Source organism: Mycolicibacter nonchromogenicus, assembly GCF_002101775.1.
In the GTDB taxonomy this organism is placed as follows: Bacteria; Actinomycetota; Actinomycetes; order Mycobacteriales; family Mycobacteriaceae; genus Mycobacterium; species Mycobacterium nonchromogenicum.
Genome location: NZ_LQPI01000050.1, coordinates 1 through 19,373 on the forward strand (window position 1 = coordinate 1; position 19,373 = coordinate 19,373).

Annotated in this window: 16 protein-coding genes; 11 read left to right on the forward strand and 5 right to left on the reverse strand. The window is 68.5% G+C overall.

Features of this window, described 5'->3' with window-relative positions; translation table 11 throughout:
- From AWC18_RS14110 to AWC18_RS14120, 3 genes are all read right to left on the reverse strand, one after another.
- Window positions 1-2,293: transglycosylase domain-containing protein (locus AWC18_RS14110; RefSeq protein ID WP_109560094.1), on the reverse strand; the 2,293-nt coding region annotated here is incomplete at its 3' end.
- A 173-nt stretch (window positions 2,294-2,466) separates the two neighbouring features.
- On the reverse strand, window positions 2,467-4,938 hold the full coding sequence (locus AWC18_RS14115) for a transglycosylase domain-containing protein (RefSeq protein WP_085139151.1): 2,472 nt from the start codon (window positions 4,936-4,938) through the stop codon (window positions 2,467-2,469).
- Window positions 4,931-5,356: a DUF5318 family protein gene (locus tag AWC18_RS14120; RefSeq protein ID WP_047321094.1), complete on the reverse strand. Its 426-nt coding sequence runs from the start codon at window positions 5,354-5,356 to the stop codon at window positions 4,931-4,933. The genes AWC18_RS14115 and AWC18_RS14120 overlap by 8 nt, the downstream gene beginning before the upstream one ends.
- A 102-nt stretch (window positions 5,357-5,458) precedes the next feature.
- On the opposite strand from AWC18_RS14120, the gene AWC18_RS14125 reads away from it, so the two are divergent.
- From AWC18_RS14125 to AWC18_RS14165, 9 genes are all read left to right on the forward strand, one after another.
- Window positions 5,459-6,319, forward strand: a complete 861-nt coding sequence (locus AWC18_RS14125; RefSeq protein ID WP_064996704.1) for a DUF1707 SHOCT-like domain-containing protein — start codon at window positions 5,459-5,461, stop codon at window positions 6,317-6,319.
- 137 nt (window positions 6,320-6,456) lie between these two features.
- Window positions 6,457-6,999 (forward strand): PadR family transcriptional regulator, encoded by a 543-nt coding sequence (locus tag AWC18_RS14130; RefSeq protein ID WP_047321095.1) that lies wholly within the window; start codon window positions 6,457-6,459, stop codon window positions 6,997-6,999.
- A gap of 76 nt (window positions 7,000-7,075) precedes the next feature.
- Window positions 7,076-8,167 carry an inositol-3-phosphate synthase gene (locus tag AWC18_RS14135; RefSeq protein WP_064996702.1) on the forward strand — a complete coding sequence of 364 codons (1,092 nt, stop codon included), beginning with the start codon at window positions 7,076-7,078 and terminating at the stop codon, window positions 8,165-8,167.
- Window positions 8,168-8,191: 24 nt separating this feature from the next.
- Window positions 8,192-9,076, forward strand: coding sequence for an Rv0045c family esterase (locus tag AWC18_RS14140; RefSeq protein ID WP_085139152.1), 885 nt, complete (start codon window positions 8,192-8,194; stop codon window positions 9,074-9,076).
- A 24-nt stretch (window positions 9,077-9,100) separates the two neighbouring features.
- Complete coding sequence (locus tag AWC18_RS14145) at window positions 9,101-9,898, forward strand: LLM class F420-dependent oxidoreductase (protein ID WP_085139153.1); 798 nt, start codon at window positions 9,101-9,103, stop codon at window positions 9,896-9,898.
- On the forward strand, window positions 9,880-11,658 hold the full coding sequence (locus tag AWC18_RS14150) for an ABC transporter substrate-binding protein/permease (RefSeq protein WP_064998783.1): 1,779 nt from the start codon (window positions 9,880-9,882) through the stop codon (window positions 11,656-11,658). Before AWC18_RS14145 ends, AWC18_RS14150 begins: the two co-directional genes overlap by 19 nt.
- Complete coding sequence (locus tag AWC18_RS14155) at window positions 11,655-12,401, forward strand: amino acid ABC transporter ATP-binding protein (RefSeq protein ID WP_064998784.1); 747 nt, start codon at window positions 11,655-11,657, stop codon at window positions 12,399-12,401. The genes AWC18_RS14150 and AWC18_RS14155 overlap by 4 nt, the downstream gene beginning before the upstream one ends.
- A 57-nt stretch (window positions 12,402-12,458) precedes the next feature.
- On the forward strand, window positions 12,459-12,971 hold the full coding sequence (locus AWC18_RS14160) for a MarR family winged helix-turn-helix transcriptional regulator (RefSeq protein ID WP_064998785.1): 513 nt from the start codon (window positions 12,459-12,461) through the stop codon (window positions 12,969-12,971).
- Window positions 12,971-13,636 carry an SDR family oxidoreductase gene (locus tag AWC18_RS14165; RefSeq protein ID WP_064998786.1) on the forward strand — a complete coding sequence of 222 codons (666 nt, stop codon included), beginning with the start codon at window positions 12,971-12,973 and terminating at the stop codon, window positions 13,634-13,636. Before AWC18_RS14160 ends, AWC18_RS14165 begins: the two co-directional genes overlap by 1 nt.
- 1 nt (window position 13,637) lies before the next feature.
- On the opposite strand, the gene AWC18_RS14170 is transcribed toward AWC18_RS14165, so the two are convergent.
- On the reverse strand, window positions 13,638-14,789 hold the full coding sequence (locus tag AWC18_RS14170; RefSeq protein WP_337333729.1) for an adenylate/guanylate cyclase domain-containing protein: 1,152 nt from the start codon (window positions 14,787-14,789) through the stop codon (window positions 13,638-13,640).
- Between the two features lie 73 nt (window positions 14,790-14,862).
- Window positions 14,863-17,736, reverse strand: a complete 2,874-nt coding sequence (gene leuS / locus AWC18_RS14175) for a leucine--tRNA ligase (RefSeq protein ID WP_085139155.1) — start codon at window positions 17,734-17,736, stop codon at window positions 14,863-14,865.
- 184 nt (window positions 17,737-17,920) lie between these two features.
- Here leuS and AWC18_RS14180 point away from each other — a divergent pair, with 184 nt between their 5' ends.
- Window positions 17,921-18,925, forward strand: a complete 1,005-nt coding sequence (locus AWC18_RS14180; RefSeq protein WP_207504826.1) for an LpqN/LpqT family lipoprotein — start codon at window positions 17,921-17,923, stop codon at window positions 18,923-18,925.
- Between the two features lie 24 nt (window positions 18,926-18,949).
- The gene (locus AWC18_RS14185) at window positions 18,950-19,363 is read left to right on the forward strand and encodes a hypothetical protein (protein WP_085139156.1); all 414 of its coding nucleotides are present in this window, start codon (window positions 18,950-18,952) and stop codon (window positions 19,361-19,363) included.
- The last annotated feature ends 10 nt before the right edge of the window (window positions 19,364-19,373 follow it).

Genomic DNA, 19,373 nt, shown 5'->3' on the forward strand with positions numbered 1-19,373 from the left:
GCGGAGGCGGGGGTGGCGGGAAGAACTCCGGCATCGGGAAACCCGGCGGCGGAGGCGGCAGCTCCTCCAGGTCCTGTGGCGGCGGAGGCGGCGGCGCATACCAGTCGTACTGCACCGGGATGGGCGCGCTGGTCGGCACGCCGGCGAAGCCGCCGATCGCGGTGGGCTTGGGGAACGCCACGATCGGCTCGCCCCACAGTGCACCGTCCATTCCGGCTTTCCAGATGTCGGCCGGCAGGCCCGCGCCGTAGACCGGACCGCCCCACTTGTTGGTCAGCGGTTCGTCACCGCCGGTGGTGCCCACCCAGACCGCGGTCGAAAGGGTCGGCGTGTAGCCGACCATCCACGCGTCCCGGTTGGCCCCGGTGGTGCCGAGCTGGGTGGTGCCGGTCTTGGCCGCGGCCGGACGCCCGCCGGCCAGCTCATGCCCACCCGACCAGCTCGGGATCGCCTTCATGGCGTCGGTGACGTTGTCGGCCACTGCTTTGGAGACTCGCTGCTCACCGGAGTCCTTGGCGTCCGCGATGTCGAAGAGCACCCGGTCGTCAGGGCCCACCACCTTCTGGATGAAATGCGGCCGGTGGTACATCCCGGAGGCGGCCAGGGTCGCGTACGCCGACGCCATATCGATCACCCGCGACTGGTACTGACCGAGCACGATGCCATTCTCCGGGGGCCCACCGAGACCGTCCTGCGACAGGGTGTGGGCGACACCCGGGAAGCTGTCCGCGACCCCGAGATCGTGCGCGGCATCGGCGACATCCTGCGCGCCGTGCTTGAGCTTGAGCATCAGCCGGTAGTACGCGGTGTTGAGCGAGCGCTTGAGTGCCTCGGCGATGCTGCACACGCCGCAGCTGGCGCCGCCCACATTGCTGATCTTGATGCCGCCGACGGTCAGCGGGCCGCTGTCGATCTGCTCACCCAGGCCGATGCCCTGCTTGAGCGCCGCCACCAGGGCGAACACTTTGAATGAGGACCCGGTCTGCAAGCCGGCCTGGGCGAAGTCGTAGCCGCCGACCTCGTCGCCGCCGTAGTAGGCCCGCACCGCGCCATTGCGCGGATCGATCGAGACCACGGCTGCCCGCATCGTCGGCTTCTGCCCGGCCATGGTCGTCCTGACGGCCTTCTCCACCGCCCGCTGCGCCTTCATGTCGATGGTGGTGGTGATGCGCAGTCCCTCCATGTTCAGGGTCTGCTCGTCGATGTGGAACATGTCGAGCAACTCTTCGGTGACCTGGCGCTGGATCAGTTCCGCGGGTCCGGAGGCCTGGTCGGCGTTGCGCGCCTGCTCGAGCGGGATGGTCGTCGGAAAGGACTGCTTGGCCCGCTCCTGCAGGGTCAGGGCACCAGTCTGCACCATGCCGTCGAGTACCCAATTCCACCGCTCCACCGCCCGGTCTCGGTTGATGGCCGGGTCCAACGCGGACGGCCGCTGAATCACCGCCGCCAACAAGGCGCCCTCGGCGACAGTGAGATCCTCGACCCGCTTGTCGAAGTAGGCCCGGGCGGCCGCGGCGATCCCGTAGGTGGTGCGGCCGAAGTAAATGATGTTGAGGTAGGCCTCCAGCACTTCGTCTTTGGACCACTGCTCCGACATCTTGGTGGCGATGACCAGTTCTTTGCCCTTGCGGACCAGACCGTCCATGCCGGCCCGCTCCGACCCGACCAGCGCGTTCTTGACGTACTGCTGGGTGATCGTCGAACCGCCCTGGGTGTCGCCCCCGGTCAGGTTGTTCTTGACCGCCCGAAACAGCCCCGAGACCGAGAAGCCGGCGTTGGTGTAGAAGTCGCGGTCCTCGGCGGCCAGCACCGCTTCACGGACGTGAACGGGCACCCGGGCAAGCTTGACGTCTATCCGATTCCCGTCCGGCGGAACGATTTTCGCCAGCTCAGTACCGTCGGCTGCGAGGATCGTCGAAACCTGGGTGGTGTGGATATCGCCGGGTTCGGGTACCTCCACCGTTCGGTAGGCCATCGCGAAGGTGACGACCGGCGCCGTCAGGAGGGTTGCGGCGGCCACGTACAGGCCCCGCCGGGCCCAGAGCCAATACCGCCGCCGCGACTCGTGCTGCTCGGGCTCGGCATCGAGATCCACCGGCGGTTTGTATGCCACACAGAGCTTTTCGCCCCCTGGACGGGGTCGCTCCATGGCGGCCCTGACCGCTTCGAGCCGCTCTTGCCGGTCCGCCTCGTCGGCGGGCTTGGCATCGGTCGTGGTCAAGAAGTGTTCTTCTTCAGCGCTGTCGGCGCCCGGCGCTGTCGGGCCGTGGGTTCTCACCGGCGCCTGGGGCATCCCCGCCGGCAGAAGTCGGGCTCTCGGCCCTTCGCCAGCCCGGGTCGGGCGCAACCCATTTCGGCGCTCGGCGAAGTGCTCAGCAGCCCGTCGTCCCCCGCGCGTCGCTGCAGCATGGCCAACAGAGTAGTTCCGTGGACTCACCCTCGGGTTGAAACAAGGTCACAAACGCACTACGGCGCAGCGGGTGGCTCCTCGGCCGGCGGCGGGCTGCCCGAGTCGGTGGGGGTCGGCGCAGCCGGGGCAGGCGGGGCGGCCGTGATGGTGGTGGGCGGGCCGATCGGGATGGTGATGCCCGGTGCGATCTCGATCGTCGGCTGGATGACGGTCTCCTCCGGTGGCGGCGGCGGACCGTCGTCGGCCGGCGGGGGCGGTGGCGGCGCGGCCGGAACGCCGGCATAGCCGCCGATCTCGGTTGGGGTGGGGAAGGTTTCGTTGGGGGTGCCCTTGAGGGCGCCGTCCATGGTGGCCTTCCAGATGTCGGCCGGAATACCCGAGCCGTAGACCGGGCCGCCCCATTGATTCACCAGCGGTTCGTCTCCCCCGGTGGTGCCCACCCAGACCGCGGTGGACAGCGACGGCGTGTAGCCCACCATCCAGCCGTCCCGGTTGGCCCCGGTGTCGCCCAGCTGCGTGGTGCCGGTCTTGGCCGCCGACGGCCGCCCACCGGCCAGGTTGTGTCCACGTGACCAGCCGGCGATGGGCTGCATGGCGGAGGTGACGTTGTCGGCGACCGCCTTGGGGATGCGTTGCTCGCCGGTGTCCTCGGAGTTCTTCGCATCGAACAACACGCGTCCGTCGGCGCTGACCACCTTCTCCACGAAGTGCGGCGGGTGGTAGAGGCCGGAGGCTGCCAAGGTGGCGTACGCCGAAGCCATGTCGATCACCCGGGTCTGGTACTGGCCCAGCACCACACCGCCCTCCGGCGGGCCGCCGTCCTGCGACAAGGTGTGCGGCACGCCCGGGAAGCTCTTGGCGACCCCGGCCTGATGCGCGGCGTCGGCGACGTCCTGCGCCCCGTTCTGGAGCTTGAGCATCAGCCGGTAGTAGGAGGTGTTCAGCGAACGCTTGAGCGCCTCGGCGATGTTGCAGACCCCGCAGCCCTCACCCTCAACGTTGTTGATCTTGGTCCGGCCGTTGTCGAGGGTCAGCGGTGAACTGTCGATCTGGTAACCCAGCCCGATGCCCTGCTCGAGCGCGGCCACCAGGGCGAACACTTTGAACGACGAGCCGGTCTGCAACCCGGCCTGGGCGAAGTCGAAGCCGGTGGCATCGGATCCGCCGTAGTAGGCGCGCACCCCGCCGTCACGCGGGTCGATGGACACCACCGCCGCGCGCATGTTCGGGATCTGATCCTTGAGGTAGGTGCTCACCGCCTCCTCGGCGGCATCCTGCGCCACCGGATCGATGGTGCTGGTGATCTGCAGGCCCTGGGTGTTGAGCGTCTGTTCGTCGATGTTGAACAGCTCGAGCAGCTCTTGGGTCACCTGCCGCTGGATCAGCCCGTTGGGCCCGGTGGTGACGTTCTTGGACCGGGCCAGTTCGGGTGACACCGTGGCCGGAAATTCCTGTGCGGCCCGCTCGGCGGCGGTCAGGGCTCCGGTCTCCACCATTCCGTCGAGCACCCAGTTCCACCGGTCCAGCGCGCCCTCGGGGTCGACCGCCGGGTCCAGGGTGGAGGGCCGCTGGATCAATGCGGCCAACAGCGCGCCCTCGGCGATGTTGAGCTCCTCGACGGGCTTGTCGTAGTAGGCGCGAGACGCCGCGGCGATCCCGTAGGCCCCGCGGCCGAAGTAGATGATGTTCAGGTAGGCCTGCAGCACATCGTCTTTGGGCCACGCGCTGGACATCTTGGTGGCGATCACGAGTTCTTTGGCCTTGCGGATCAAGCCGCCCATGCCGGCACGCGCGGATCCGACCAGGGCGTTCTTGACGTACTGCTGGGTGATCGTGGAACCGCCCTGCGTGTCACCGCCGAACAGGTTGTTCTTGATCGCCCGGGCGAAGCCCGACACCGAGAAGCCCGGGTTGGAGTAGAAGTCGCGGTCCTCGGCGGCCAGGACCGCGTCACGCACATAGACCGGCACCTGGTCGATGCCGATGTCGACGCGGTTGCCCTCCGGCGGAATGATCTTGGCCAGCTCGGATCCGTCACTGGCCAGAATCGTCGACACCTGGTTGGTTCGGATGTCACCCGGCGAGGGCACGTCGGTGATGGTGTAGGCCATCGCGAAGGTGATGATCGGCAACAGCAGAATCACGGCCACCGAGATGTAGAGCCCACGCCGGATCCACCGCCAATTCGGCGGATGCGCGCGCAACCAGTCCAGCGGATTCGGCGCGCCCGGTGCAGCGGTGGGCGCTGCGGGATCCGGCCGCCGCGGCGGGGGCGCGGTCGGCTTCTCCGGAGGCGGTTCGCGCCGCGGGATCCGGCCGCTGAGCGCCTGCTCGCGTTGCGGCGGCTCTCCTTCAAGCGCGGCCCGGACCGCGTCGATCGGATCGCGCAGGTCGGCGGTCACGGCGTCGTCGACCGCCGGAATGATCGTGGTCAGACGGTCATCCGGTCCCGCCGGTGGGCGGCCGCCGCCGGCCTTGGAGGGCCGGGCCGCGCCAGCATCGGACCCGTCGTCGCGATGTTTACTCACTGGCGGTACGGGCTCCACTGCGTGCCGGCCGTCGACCGCGGGATCCCTTGGGCGGGCGCGCGATGCCCAGCACGTATGACTTCACCAGGTGGTTCCAGCTGCAGGTCCGGCAGACCTCGACCACGTGCACCGAAAACTCCGGGTAGCGGGTGGCCAGCAGTACCAGTTCCTCCGCGGAACGCGCCGAGCCCGACACCGGACCCAGATGATCGCCGTACACCCAGGACACCAGGGTGAGCTGCTCTTTGCGGCAGATGGGGCACACCACCGCACTCTGCTTGCCGTGGAACTTCGCGGCGCGCAGCAGATACGGGTTTGCGTCGCACACTTCGGAGACGCCGGTACGCCCGGAGTAGACCTCGGCCAGCAGGGATCGGCGCCGGAGCGCGTAGTCCACTACCTGTCGCTGCAATCGCACGGTGACCAGAGTACGTCGGGTGCCCACCGGCGGTGGCGATCAACGCCCCAACCGGCGTCAACCGGGGGATTCGGCGTCAGTCGCCGGCGGCGTTCTTTTACTATCGTCGCCGTGGCGACACGGCAGACCGCGGGCACGCGAGCCAAAGACAGCGACCGGGAAGATGTCTGCCGGATCCTGGACAACGCGCTGGTTGAGGGACAGGTGTCCAGCACCGAGCACCAGGAGCGAATCAGCCTGGCGACCCGTGCCGTGACGCTGGGCGACCTGCATTCCCTGGTCGATGATCTGCAGACCGAGACCGCTCCGGTCAAGCTGCCGACGCTGGGCACTCCGGCCACGGTGGGTATGCGCGGTGTGGTCCTCAAGGCGCTGGCCGCCTTGGGCACCGCGCTGGTGGCGGGCATGCTGCTCGGTTGGGCGATGTACGGAAACACCAGCTCCCCGCTGAATTTCACCTCTGATCCCGGGGCCAAGCCCGACGGGGTCGCGCCGGTGGTGCTCACCCCACCACGACAGCTGCAGTCCCTGGGCGGTCTCACCGGGCTGCTGGAACAGGCCCGGCAGAAGTTCGGTGACACCATGGGCTACCGGCTGGTGGTCTACCCCGACTACGCCTCGCTGGATCGGCCCGACCCCGGCGAAGAGCGCCGCAAATTGAACTACTCCTACCGAGGCGGCTGGGACGACCCGTCCACCTCCTCCAAGAGCAGCGATGACGTGCTGGTCGACCTGTCCGCATTCGACGCCAAAGTTGCGGTCGGAATCCTGCGTGGGGCCCCCGAGACGCTCGGGATCAAACCCGGCGAGGTGAGAAGCACCTATCTGATCGTCGATCCGGCCCAGGATCCCACGACACCGGGGGCGTTGTCGCTGTCGGTGTATGTGTCCGGCGAGTACGGCAGCGGCTATATCGCCTTCGCCGGCGACGGCACGGTCAAACGGATCAATTACCCGTCCTGAACTGCTGGTTCCTCACCGATCTCGTCGGCCTGGGCACCGGTCGGGCAGTGGCCACTTGGGTTTGGTTATATCGGCGCGATACTATGGCCCGAACCGTCGACCGGTCGTAGCTACACCATCTGCAGGAGGTGACTGGAGTGCTTGAGCTAGCCATTTTGGGCTTGTTGCTCGAGTCTCCGATGCACGGCTACGAGCTCCGGAAGCGGTTGACCGGTCTGCTGGGTGCGTTCCGGGCGTTCTCCTACGGCTCGCTGTATCCCGCGCTGCGGCGCATGCAGCTGGCCGGCGTGATCGCCGAGGACGCCGCGCCGACGGGGACCCCGGTGCGCCGGGCCCGGCGGGTGTACCGGCTGACCGACGCCGGTCGTCAGCGGTTCAACGAGCTGGTGTCTGACACCGGCCCGCAGAACTACACCGACGACGGCTTCGGAGTCCACCTGGCGTTCTTCAACCGCACCCCCGCCGAGGCTCGGATGCGGATCCTCGAAGGACGTCGCCGGCAGGTGGAGGAACGCCGGGAAGGCCTGCGCAACGCGGTGGCACGGGCCAGCAACTCATTGGACCGCTATACCCGCCAACTGCACCAGCTCGGGCTGGAGTCCAGTGAGCGCGAGGTCAAGTGGCTCAACGAGCTGATCGCGGCCGAACGGGTATCGCAGGGCCGGGCCGAACAACCCTGATCCAGCCCGACGTGGGGCATCGGGGACAACAACACAGCACTTCAGCAGTGAAAGCAGAAAAAGGAGAGCGTCGAACATGACTGAGCAAACGACGGATGTGCGGGTCGCCATTGTCGGCGTCGGCAACTGCGCGTCCTCGCTGGTCCAGGGCGTCCAGTACTACCAGAACGCCGATGACACCTCCACGGTCCCCGGCTTGATGCATGTGCGCTTCGGCCCGTACCACGTCCGCGACGTCAAGTTCGTCGCCGCGTTCGACGTGGACGCCAAGAAGGTCGGCTTCGACCTGTCCGAGGCCATCTTCGCCTCGGAGAACAACACCATCAAGATCTCCGACGTGCCTCCGACCAACGTGATCGTGCAGCGCGGCCCGACGCTGGACGGCATCGGCAAGTACTACGCCGAGACCATCGAGGTCTCCGACGCCGAGGCCGTGGACGTGGTCGCCGCCCTGCGCGAAGCCAAGGTCGACGTGCTGGTCTCCTACCTTCCGGTGGGCTCGGAAGAGGCCGACAAGTTCTACGCCCAGTGCGCCATCGACGCCGGTGTGGCGTTCGTCAACGCGCTGCCGGTGTTCATCGCCTCCGACCCGGTGTGGGCCAAGAAGTTCGCCGACGCCGGCGTGCCGATCGTGGGCGACGACATCAAGAGCCAGGTCGGCGCCACCATCACCCACCGGGTGATGGCCAAGCTGTTCGAGGACCGCGGCGTCACCCTCGACCGCACCTACCAGCTCAACGTCGGCGGCAACATGGACTTCAAGAACATGCTCGAGCGCGAGCGGCTGGAGTCCAAGAAGGTCTCCAAGACCCAGGCCGTCACCTCTAACCTGACCGGCTCGCTGGCCGGCAAGGTCGAGGACAAGAACGTCCACATCGGGCCGTCCGACCACGTCGCCTGGCTCGACGACCGCAAGTGGGCCTACGTGCGGCTGGAGGGTCGCGCCTTCGGCGACGCACCGCTGAACCTGGAGTACAAGCTCGAGGTGTGGGACTCCCCGAACTCGGCCGGCATCATCATCGACGCGGTGCGTGCCGCCAAGATCGCCAAGGACCGCGGCATCGGCGGGCCGATCCTGCCCGCGTCGGCGTACCTGATGAAGAGCCCGCCCGAGCAGCTGGCTGACGACATCGCGCGCGCCCAGCTCGAAGAATTCATCCTCGGCTAGACACCATCCACTCTGCGGGGGGACATGACTGAAGACGAGCTGGCCGGCCTCTCGGAGTTCGCGCTGCTGCACGGCAACGCCGAGCAGGCCGGTCTGGCCGGTGCACTGCCCGAGGTGGAGCGGGTCGAGACCGGCGACATCAGTGCGCTGCGCTGGGGTTCGACACCTCCGCGGGTGGTGTTCCTGCACGGCGGTGCCCAGAACGCCCACACCTGGGACACCGTCATCCTCGGACTCGGCGCGCCCGCGCTGGCGGTGGACCTGCCCGGACACGGCCGCTCGGCGTGGCGCGAGGACGGCGACTACTCGCCGCAGCGCAATGCGGCCACTCTGACGCCGGTGCTGCGCGAGCTGGCACCGGACGCCGAATTGGTGGTCGGCATGTCACTGGGCGGGCTGACCGCGATCCGCTTGGCAGCAACCGTTCCCGAGCTGGTGCGCCGCTTGGCGCTGGTGGATGTGACGCCGTCGGCGCTGCAGCGCCATGCCGAGGCGAGTGCCGCCGACCGTGGGACGGTGGCACTGGCCGCAGGCGATCGGACCTTCCCCGATTTCGAGTCACTGCTGGCCGTCACCACGGCCGCGGCACCGCACCGGGACCCGGAATCGCTGCGGCGCGGGCTTTTCCACAACACCCGTCGGCTGTCGGACGGCAGCTGGACGTGGCGTTACGACTCCATCCGCTCAGTCGGCGATTTCACCGAGCTGTGGTCCGATGTCTCGGCGATCACCGCACCGACCACCCTGATCCGCGGCGGCGATTCGGTGTTCGTCTCCCCCGACGACATCACCGAGTTCGCGCAACGCTGCCCGGGGCTGACCACTCACGTCGTGGACGGTGCCGGACACTCGGTGCAAAGTGATCGGCCGCGTGTCCTGGTCGAGCTGCTGCGCATGGCCCTCGGCTGACAATTCCGGGGATAAGGTGGCGAGATGGCCCGACCCGTCCGCATCGCGGTGCAATTGCAGCCCCAACACGCAGCGCACTACAGCGCCATCCGCGAAGCGGTGCGGCGTTGCGAGGACATCGGTGTCGACATCGCCTTCAACTGGGACCATTTCTTCCCGCTCTACGGCGACCGCGACGGACCGCACTTCGAGTGCTGGACCATGCTGGCCGCCTGGGCCGAGCAGACCTCGCGCATCCAGATCGGTGCGCTGGTGTCGTGCAACTCCTATCGCAACCCGGAGTTGCTGGCCGACATGGCGCGCACGGTCGACCACATCGGCGGCGGCCGGCTGATTCTGGGCATCGGATCAGGCTGGAAGCACCGGGACTACCGGGAGTACGGCTACGAGTTCGGTACCGCGGGCAGCCGGCTCGACGACTTGGCCGCTGCCCTGCCCCGGATCAAAAGCCGTCTGGCCCAGCTGAATCCGCCGCCCACCCGGGATATCCCGATCTTGATCGGGGGTGGCGGCGAGCGCAAGACGCTGCGCCTGGTCGCCGAGCACGCCGACATGTGGCACAGCTTCGCCGACGCCGACAGCTATCCGCACAAGGCCGCCGTGCTGGCCGAGCACTGCGCCGCGGTCGGGCGAGACCCGGCCGCCATCGAGCACTCGGCGGCGGTCGGCGGTGAAACCGGTCGGTCCCCCATCAGCGACGTGCTGGCCGAGGCCGACACCTTGACCGGACTCGGGGTGAGCCTGCTGACCGTCGGCAGCAGCGGCCCCGACTACGACCTGTCCGTCGCCGAGGCACTCTGCCGATGGCGCGACCAGCGATAAGGCTCGCGGGGTTCATCGCCACCTGCATGATCGTGGGCGGTCTGGCGACAGTTCCGTCCGCCGGCGCCGCCCCGGACCTGTGCACCCCGCCCGGGGAGGAGGCCGCTGTCACGTTGCCGGTCAAACTGGCCAACGCCAAGCGGCCACGCGAGGACAAATACACCACGGCCGACGTCGAACCCCTGAGTTCGATCGACGTGACCAAACTGGGGCTGGGCACCCCCGGGGTGCTGACGGTCGGCACGCTGACCGAAAGCCCCCCGACCAACTGCATCACCGCCCACGGCCGATACAGCGGATTCGACAATGAGCTGCTGCGGGCCATCGCGGCGAAACTGGGTCTGCGGGTGCACTTCGTGGGCACCGACTTCTTCGGCCTGCTGGCCCAGGTGGAGTCCGGACGTTTCGACGTCGGGTCGGCGTCGATCAACGCCACCGACGAGCGCCGCCGCACCGTCGGCTTCACCAACGGCTACGACTTCGGCTACATGGCGCTGGTGGTCCCGGCCGGATCGGAGATCACCGATTTCGATGGGCTGACTGCCGGCCAACGCATCGCCGTGGTGCAGGGCACCGTCGAAGACGCCTACGCCGTCGACGCTCTCGAAGCCGAACCGGTGCGATTCCCCGACTCGGTCACGCTGTACGCCAGCCTGAAGAGCCGCCAGGTCGACGCCTGGGTGGCGCCGTCGCTGACCGCGCTGAACCTGCTGAGACCCGGTGACCCGGCGAACATCGTCGGCTACACATTCAGCCCCGCCGGGTACGAGGCGTACGCGGTGGCCAAGAAAAATCAGGCGCTGATCTCCGCGCTGAACTCCGGCCTGGACGCCGTCATCGAGGACGGCACCTGGCCACAGCTGTTCACCGACTGGGTGCCGCGGCCGTTGCCGCCGGACTGGCGGCCGGGGTCCAAGTCGGCGGCCACCCCGCATCTGCCGGATTTCGCGGCGATCGCGGCCCGCAATCACCGGTCCGATTCGCAGCCCTACACACCCAAATCGACACTGGCGCAGCTCCGCGACTCCTTCTTCGACTGGGAGTTGTACCGGCGCGCCCTGCCCGACCTGCTCAAGACCGGCCTGCCCAACACGCTGCTGCTGACGGTGAGCGGGGGCGCCATCGGCCTGGTGGCCGGGCTGGGTCTTGCCGTGGCCGGAATCTCACGCTCCCGATGGCTGCGGTGGCCGGCCCGGATCTACACCGACATCTTCCGGGGATTACCCGAGGTGCTGATCATCCTGCTCATCGGTCTGGCGGTCGGGCCGCTGGTGAGCGGGCTGACGCACAACAATCCCTACCCGCTGGGAATCGCGGCCCTGGGACTGACCGCCGCGGCCTACATCGGGGAGATCCTGCGCTCGGGCATCCAGAGCGTGGAGGCCGGCCAACTGGAGGCCTCGCGGGCACTCGGCTTCGGCTACCCGGCGGCGATGCGACTGGTGGTGATACCGCAGGGCATCCGGCGGGTGCTGCCGGCGCTGGTCAACCAGTTCATCGCGCTGCTCAAAGCGTCGGCGCTGCTGTACTTCCTCGGCCTGGTCGCCGGTCAGCGGGAACTGTTCCAGGTGGGCCGCGACTTCAACGCTCAGACCGGCAGCCTCTCCCCCCTGGTGGCCGCCGGCATCCTCTACCTGGCACTGACCATCCCCCTGACCCACCTGGTCAACGTCGTCGATCAACGACTCCGGCGCGGCCGGCCCCCCGAAGCCGACGACGTAGAGCTCAGCCCGACGATCTCCAGCCAGGAGATGACGTGACGACGCCCGTGGTCCGCGAACCGGTGTCGCTGGCGGCCAAAGGGATTGAGCTGTCCTTCGGCAAGCATCAGGTGTTGCGGGGAGTCGACCTCGACGTGCCGGCGGGCGCCACCGCCGCGGTGATCGGCCCCTCCGGATCGGGTAAGTCGACGATGCTGCGCACCTTGAACCGGCTGCACGAACCCGACGCCGGCGACGTCCTGTTAGGCGGCCGTTCGGTGCTGGCCGACGACCCCGACGAGCTGCGCCAGCGGATCGGGATGGTGTTTCAGCATTTCAATCTCTTCCCGCACCGCAGCGTGCTGGACAACATCACCCTGGCTCCGCGCAAGCTGCGCGGGATGTCCGCCGACGCCGCGCACGAGCTCGCGATGAGCCTGCTGGACCGAGTCGGGCTGAAGAACAAGGCCACCTCCCGCCCGTCGGCGCTCTCCGGCGGCCAGCAGCAGCGGGTGGCCATCGCCCGGGCCCTGGCGATGCAACCGCAGGTGATGCTCTTCGACGAAGCCACCTCGGCGCTGGACCCGGAGTTGGTCAAGGGGATCTTGGCGTTGATCGCCGAACTCGGCGCCGACGGCATGACCATGGTGGTGGTCACCCACGAGATGGGCTTCGCCCGGTCGGCGTCGGACACGGTGGTCTTCATGGACCGGGGCAAGGTCGTGGAGTGCGGCCCGCCCGACCAGATCTTCGACAACGCCGAGACGCAGCGGCTGCAGAAATTTCTGTCCCAGGTGTTGTGACAGCAACCTCTACGAGTTGTCAACCCGCTTTGAGGTCACCGGTTAGACTGGCGAATTATGACGGAGAGCAAAGCCGCTACGCCGCAGGTGACGGCGATCGCAGAAGGCTTGCACCGTTCGCTGTCCAAGCTGTTCTCGATACTGCGGCGCGGTGACATCAGCCGAGGGACCCCGACTGGCGAACTCACCTTGGCCCAGCTGTCGATCCTGATCACACTGCTGGACCGGGGCCCCATCCGGATGACCGAATTGGCCGCCCATGAGCGGGTCCGCACCCCCACCACCACGGTGGCGATCCGCCGCCTGGAGAAGATCGGCCTGGTCAAGCGCACCCGCGACCCGTCTGATCTGCGGGCGGTGCTGGTCGACATCACGCCCGAGGGCCTGGCGAGCCACCGCGAGTCGCTGGCAAACCGGCACGCGGCGCTGGCGGCGATGCTGAACAAGCTCACCCAGGAAGAACTCGACACCCTGACCCGCGCACTTGAGCCCCTGGAGCGCCTGGCCACCTGCGATGGCGTCGGACCGGCAGCCGCCGACGATGCGGACTGCCCGCTGGACTGCGGTTGATGCCGACTGCTCTGATCACCGGCGCCAGTGGTGGAATCGGTTCGGCGATAGCGGCGGCGCTGGCACCCACCCACACCCTGTTGCTGGCCGGCCGGTCGTCCGCGCGTCTGGACGCGGTCGCCGAGCGGCTCGGCGCCACCACTTGGCCGCTGGACCTCACCGACATCGACGAGATCGAGGCGGCCACCGAGATAGTCGACGAGCTCGACGTGTTGGTGCACAACGCCGGGGTGATGCTGCCCGGGGCGGCCGGCGAGTCCTCCGTCGAGGAGTGGCGGGCCACCTTCGAGGTGAACGTGTTCGGCGCGGTGGCGCTGACGGGCGCGCTGCTGCCCGCCTTGCGGGCCGCCGGTGGCCACGTGATCTTCATCAACTCCGGTGCCGGACAACGAGTTTCCGCGGGAATGGCGTCGTACTCGGCGAGCAAGTTCGCGCTGCGGGCGTTCGCGGACTCCCTGCGGGCCGATGAACCCGCCCTGCGGGTCACCACGGTCTACCCGGGCCGGGTCGACACCGACATGCAGCACGACCTGGTCGCCTACGAGGGCGGCGAATACGACCCCGCCCGCTTCCTGCGTCCCGACACCGTCGCGGAGGTGGTGGCCCACGCGATACACACACCCGCCGAGGCGCAGCTGCAGGAAGTGGTGATCCGGCCGCGCTGAGCTACGGCGTTTCCAGCCGCCGCACCCGGAACAGTCGGGTCTGGCCCTCCACACCCTTGAGTGCGCGGGTGCCGACGAACGACCAGGCGTAGCCCGGTGCATCCCCGACGCCCGCGCGGGCAGCACCCTCCACCATGACCTCGCCGGGTTCGGCGACGCTGGTGACCCGGCTCGCGACGTTTACCGGGCTGCCGAACCAATCTCGGGCTCTGCTCACCGCCCACCCCGACGCGATCCCGGCGCGCAGCTGCGGCAGGGCGCGGTCGTCGGCAGCTCTGTCGAGCAACTGCAGGGTCGCGTCGAGCAGCTTCGACGCATCCGCCGACACCAGCATCACCGCGTCGCCGATCGTCTTGACCAGCCGCACCGGCGGATTGACCACCTCGTTCGCCAGATCGGCCAGGCGCTCAACGAGTCCCACCAGTTCTTCGGGCGGCACCGCCTCACCCAGCGGGGTGAACCCCACCATGTCGGCGAAGGCCACCGCGAGCTGCCGTGCCCCGGGCAGCGCCACCCCGGCCGCCCGCTCCCTGGCGTTGACCTGCTCGCCCTCCAGGACCCGCCGCAGCTGGACAAACAAGATGTCGCGAATCATGCTTCCCAACAGTGGGATAACGGCTCGTACCATCTCCTCGTGGGCTTTGGCGACCTCGAGCTCGGTGAGGCCCGGACGCATGATCGCCGAAATGGTGCTGTAGCGAAACGCTGGTACCGCCCGCGAGATGCCCTCGGAGAGCCGGCGGATCATCAGCAGTACCTGGCCCGGATCCAGGCCGGCCGCAACGAGTTGCTGCAGTCGCACGGCGGCATCGCCGTCGGCCCGCAACAGCAGTGGGGCATCGGGATCGTCCAGCCGCGGCAGTCCCAGCGCATTTTCGATGCCTTGCAGCAGAGCCAGATCGATGCCGTGGGCGGCACTGAGTTCGCGTTCGGACACGTATTTGCCGTCGTTGCCCAGTTCGCGGTGCGCCGGCATCAGCATCGGCGCCACCTCGGCCCGAATCTGATCCAGTCCGAAGCCCTGCTCAAGCAGCCAGGCCACCAGCTCGGCGCGCTCCTCCCGGGCGCTGGCGTCAAGGTCGTCGAAGACCCCAGTTCCGTCAGCGTCTCGTAGAAGGCCCCGTCCTCCGCCCCCATGCAGTCGCCCTCTCAGGCCGACTTCATGCTGCGAATAGCGCTGCGAACCAAGGCTTTGCGCAGCGCTGATGAGGGTTCCCGGGTGGCGGTCACACCACCAGATTCACCAATCGGCCGGGCACCACGATCACCTTCTTCGGGGTGGCACCGGACAGGAACGCCTGAACCTTCTCATCGGCCAGGGCAGCCGCCTTGATCGCGTCGCCGTCGGCATCGGCGGCCACCGTGACCAGTCCGCGCTTCTTCCCGTTGACCTGGACCGGGTATTCGACGGTGTCGGTCACCAGGTACGCCGGGTCGGCCACCGGGAAGGGACCGTGGGCCAGCGAAGACTCGTGGCCCAGGCGCCGCCACAGTTCCTCCGCGAGGTGCGGGGCCAGCGGTGCCAGCAGCAGCGCCAACGGTTCGACGGCCGAACGCGGAACCCCGTCGCGATGCTCCTTGGTCAGATGATTGGTGTACTCGATCAGCTTGGCAGCTGCGGTGTTGTTGCGCAGCGCCGCATAATCTTCCGACACCCCCACGATGGTGCGGTGCAGCAGGCGCAGGGTCTCGGTGTCCGGCTCGCCGTCGAGCACCCGGGTCTGGCCGGTCTCCTCGTCGACAACCAGCCGCCAAACCCGTTGCAGGAAACGGTGTGCGCCGACGACGTCCTTGGTGGCCCACGGCCGCGACATGTCCAGCGGCCCCATCGACATCTCGTAGACCCGCAGGGTGTCGGCGCCGTAGGTGTCGCAGATCTCGTCGGGAGACACCGAGTTCTTCAGGCTCTTACCCATTTTGCCGTACTCGGCGAAGACTTCGGTGTCACCGTCGGCGCCCGGAAGGTAGAACTTTCCGTCGCGTTCCACGACATCGGCAGCCGGCACATAAGACCCGCGGGAGTCGGTGTAGGCGGCGGCCTGGATGTAGCCCTGATTGACCAGGCGGCGGTAGGGCTCGCGCGAGCTGACGTGCCCCAGGTCGTAGAGCACCTTGTGCCAGAAGCGGCAGTACAGCAGGTGGAGCACCGCATGCTCGGCGCCGCCGACGTAGAGGTCCACGCCGCCGGGATCGTCGGGCCCGTGCTCGGCCGGCCGCGGCCCCATCCAGTAGGCCTCGTTCTCCGGCGCACAGAATCGCTCGGTGTTGTGCGGGTCGGTGTAACGCAGCTCGTACCAGGAGCTTCCGGCCCACTGCGGCATCACATTGGTGTCGCGGGTGTAGGTCTGCAGGCCGTCGCCCAGGTCCAGCTCGACATGCACCCATTCGGTCGCCTTGGCCAGCGGGGGTGAGGGTTCGCTGGAGGCGTCGTCGGGGTCGAACAGCACCGGCGAGTAGTCGGCGACGTCGGGCAGCTCGACCGGCAGTGCCGCGGAGTCCAGCGGGTGCGCACGGCCGTCGGCGTCGAAGACGATCGGAAACGGCTCACCCCAGTACCGCTGCCGGGCGAAGAGCCAGTCCCGCAGTTTGTATTCGATGCGCGCCCAGCCGCGGCCCTGGTCCTCCAGCTGTTGCGTCATGGCCTTCTTGGCCTCCCCGACCGACATGCCGTCCAGCGGGCCGGAGTTGACCAGGGTGCCGTCCCCGGCGTAGGCGGCTTCCGAGATATCGCCGCCGGCAATGACTTCGATCACCGGGAGGCCGAACTCAGCGGCGAACTCCCAGTCGCGCTGATCATGCCCGGGAACCGCCATGATGGCGCCGGTGCCGTACCCGGCCAGCACGTAGTCGGCGATGAATATCGGCACCTGCTTGCCGTTGGCGGGGTTGGTGGCATAACTGCCCAGGAACACACCGGTTTTGGTCTTGTTCTCCTGGCGCTCCAGATCGGACTTCGCCGCGATCGCCTTGCGGTAGTCGGCCACCGCCGCTGCCGGCGTGGCGGCTCCGAAGGTCCAGCGTTGATCCACCTCGTCCGGCCACGCGTCGACGGTGAGCCGGTCGACCAGCTCATGCTCCGGGGCCAGCACCAGGTAGGTGGCGCCGAAGAGCGTGTCCGGGCGCGTGGTGAACACCTCGATGTCCACCGCTGCACCGTCGGTGGTGGCCGCACCGAACAACGCCGCCGCACCGGTGGAGCGCCCGATCCAGTTGCGCTGCATGGTCTTGACCTTTTCCGGCCAATCCAGCGGGTCGAGATCGTCGAGCAGCCGGTCGGAGTACGCGGTGATCCGCATCATCCACTGCCGCAACCGCTTCCGGAACACCGGGAAATTGCCTCGGTCGCTTCGGCCGTCCGCGGTGACCTCTTCGTTGGCCAGCACGGTGCCCAGGCCCGGGCACCAGTTGACCATCGAGTCCGACCGGTAGACCAGCCGGTAGCCGTCGATGACGTCGGCGCGCTCACCTGCCGACAGCTGCGCCCAGTCCCGGCCGTCGTCGAGGGTGCGTGCCCCGGAGTCGAATTCGGCGATCAGCTCCGCGATGGGGCGCGCCTTGTTGGCGTCTGTGTCGAACCAGGCGTTGTAGATCTGCAGGAAGATCCATTGCGTCCACTTGTAGAAGTCGACATCGGTGGTGGAGAAGCTGCGCCGGTTGTCGTGACCGAGGCCGAGGCGGCGAAGTTGCCGGCGGAAGTTCTCGACGTTGGCCTCGGTACGGATGCGCGGGTGCGTGCCGGTCTGTATCGCGTATTGCTCGGCGGGCAGGCCGAACGCGTCGAAGCCCAGGGCGTGCAGCACGTTGTGCCCGGTCATCCGGAAGTAGCGGGCGTAGACGTCGGTGGCGATGTAGCCCAGCGGGTGGCCGACGTGCAGACCGTCCCCCGACGGGTAGGGAAACATGTCCTGGACGAACATCTTGTCGGCGGGCACCGGCGAACCGTCGGCCGGTGCGAGCGAACCGACCGGGTTGGCGACGTTGAAGGTGCCCGCCTGCTCCCAGTGCTGCTGCCAGGTCTCTTCGATACGCCCGGCCAGCGCCGCGTTGTAGCGGTACCGGGGCGCCTGGTCGCTGGTCTGGGTGGTTGGGGCTTCGTTCACCTCAACAGGGTAAACGGCGGCGATTTCCGGTCGAATCGCCACAGCTTGGTATCAGTTGGATTGCGACCCGGTGAGGGGTTCGTTCCAGCTCGGTTGCAGCCCTGGTGACGCTGCCTGCGCCTGGCTACCGTCATTTCACGGCCAGGGCATCGCTGCCCAGCCCGCCCCCGGAAGGACCCTGGAGATGACGAACACCGCGCACCGTCTGCGACTCCTCTTCGGCTGCGCCGCCGTCGCGGCGGCGGGCCTGGCCGGCATCCCCGCCGCGGGGGCCGATCCGCTGGTCCCGACACAGCCGAACCCCTACGGCCCCGCCGCCCAGCCGGCAGCGGTACCGGTGACCGGACCGCTGGTGTCGGCGCCGCGTCCGGCGGCTCCGATGCCCGTGCTCCCCGCGCCCGCGGGCATACCGGCCGCCCCGGTTGCCGTGCCGCCGAGCGGTCTCGTGCCCGCGACCTCCGGGACCCTGCGCGACTACTTCGCGGCCAACAAGGTGCAGCTGGAACCGCAGCAGCCCGCGGGGTTCGAGGCGCTGAACATCACCCTGCCGATGCCGGCGGGCTGGTCGCACGTGCCCGACCCCAATGTTCCCGACGCGTTCGCTGTGATCGCCGACCGGCGCGGCGGGTCGCTCTACACGCCCAACGCCCAGGTCGTGGTCTACAAGCTGAACGGGCAGTTCGACCCGAAAGAGGCGATCACGCACGGGTTCGTCGACAGCCAGACGCTGATGGCCTGGCAGACCACCAACGCCTCGCTGGAGGACTTCAACGGGTTCCCGTCCTCGATCATCGAGGGGACCTACCGCGACGGCGACATGACACTGAACACGTCGCGACGTCACGTGATCGTGCCGACAGACGACGCCGCCTACCTGGTGTCACTGACCGTGACCACCGGCGCCGGTCGGGCGATCGGCATCGCCCCGGTGACCGACGGGATCATCAGCGGATTCCGGGTCGAGCGTCCGGGCACCAACCCGCCGCCGCCGGTGCCCAGCGGTCCGGTGCAGTCCGGCACGGTGCGCCACCAGGTGGGCACCGCGCCGCCACCGCTGGATGTCCCGCGTCCCCCGGTGGAGTCCGGCACCGTCCGCCACCAGGTGGGCACCGCACCGGCGCCGCTGGCTCCCCCGCGTCCTCCGGTGGAGTCCGGCATCATCCGCCACCAGGTGGGCACCACGGGCTGATCGGCCGGCTCGTATTGTGGACCCATGCTGATCATGGGGGTGTTGTGCCTGGTTGCGGCGGTGGTGTCGCTGGTGTTCGGGGTGCGGACGCTGGTGCGCCCGCTCAACGGTGACCCTGAGCAGTTGGTGCTGCGCGCGGTCGCACCCGCCCAGATCGCGGTCGCGGTGATCCTGGGGGCGGGCGGTCTGCTGGTGCTGGTCGGCCCGCCGTCGATGGCACTGTTGGCGCTGATCATCTCGATCACCGGAGCCCTTGCCACGCTGGCCGCCGGAGCCTGGCAGGGCGCCCGCTACGCGGCACGCCTGTCGGCTCAGGCCAGCGCGGCGGCCGGCGCGGGATGCTGCGGATCGGGCTGCGGTTGCGGTGACAATGCGCCCGTCGAAGCGCCGCCGGAGCCGGCCTCCGGATGCGGCGGAGGCGGCTGCGCCTGCGGCTGAGTCAGGCCCG

Bases quoted from the DNA above. Each gene is read 5' to 3' on its own strand.
- AWC18_RS14135 (WP_064996702.1), top strand. From the start codon at position 7,076: ATGACTGAGCAAACGACGGATGTGCGGGTCGCCATTGTCGGCGTCGGC.
- AWC18_RS14140 (WP_085139152.1), top strand. From the start codon at position 8,192: ATGACTGAAGACGAGCTGGCCGGCCTCTCGGAGTTCGCGCTGCTGCAC.
- AWC18_RS14145 (WP_085139153.1), top strand. From the start codon at position 9,101: ATGGCCCGACCCGTCCGCATCGCGGTGCAATTGCAGCCCCAACACGCA.
- AWC18_RS14150 (WP_064998783.1), top strand. From the start codon at position 9,880: ATGGCGCGACCAGCGATAAGGCTCGCGGGGTTCATCGCCACCTGCATG.
- AWC18_RS14160 (WP_064998785.1), top strand. From the start codon at position 12,459: ATGACGGAGAGCAAAGCCGCTACGCCGCAGGTGACGGCGATCGCAGAA.
- AWC18_RS14165 (WP_064998786.1), top strand. From the start codon at position 12,971: ATGCCGACTGCTCTGATCACCGGCGCCAGTGGTGGAATCGGTTCGGCG.
- AWC18_RS14180 (WP_207504826.1), top strand. From the start codon at position 17,921: ATGACGAACACCGCGCACCGTCTGCGACTCCTCTTCGGCTGCGCCGCC.
- AWC18_RS14185 (WP_085139156.1), top strand. From the start codon at position 18,950: ATGCTGATCATGGGGGTGTTGTGCCTGGTTGCGGCGGTGGTGTCGCTG.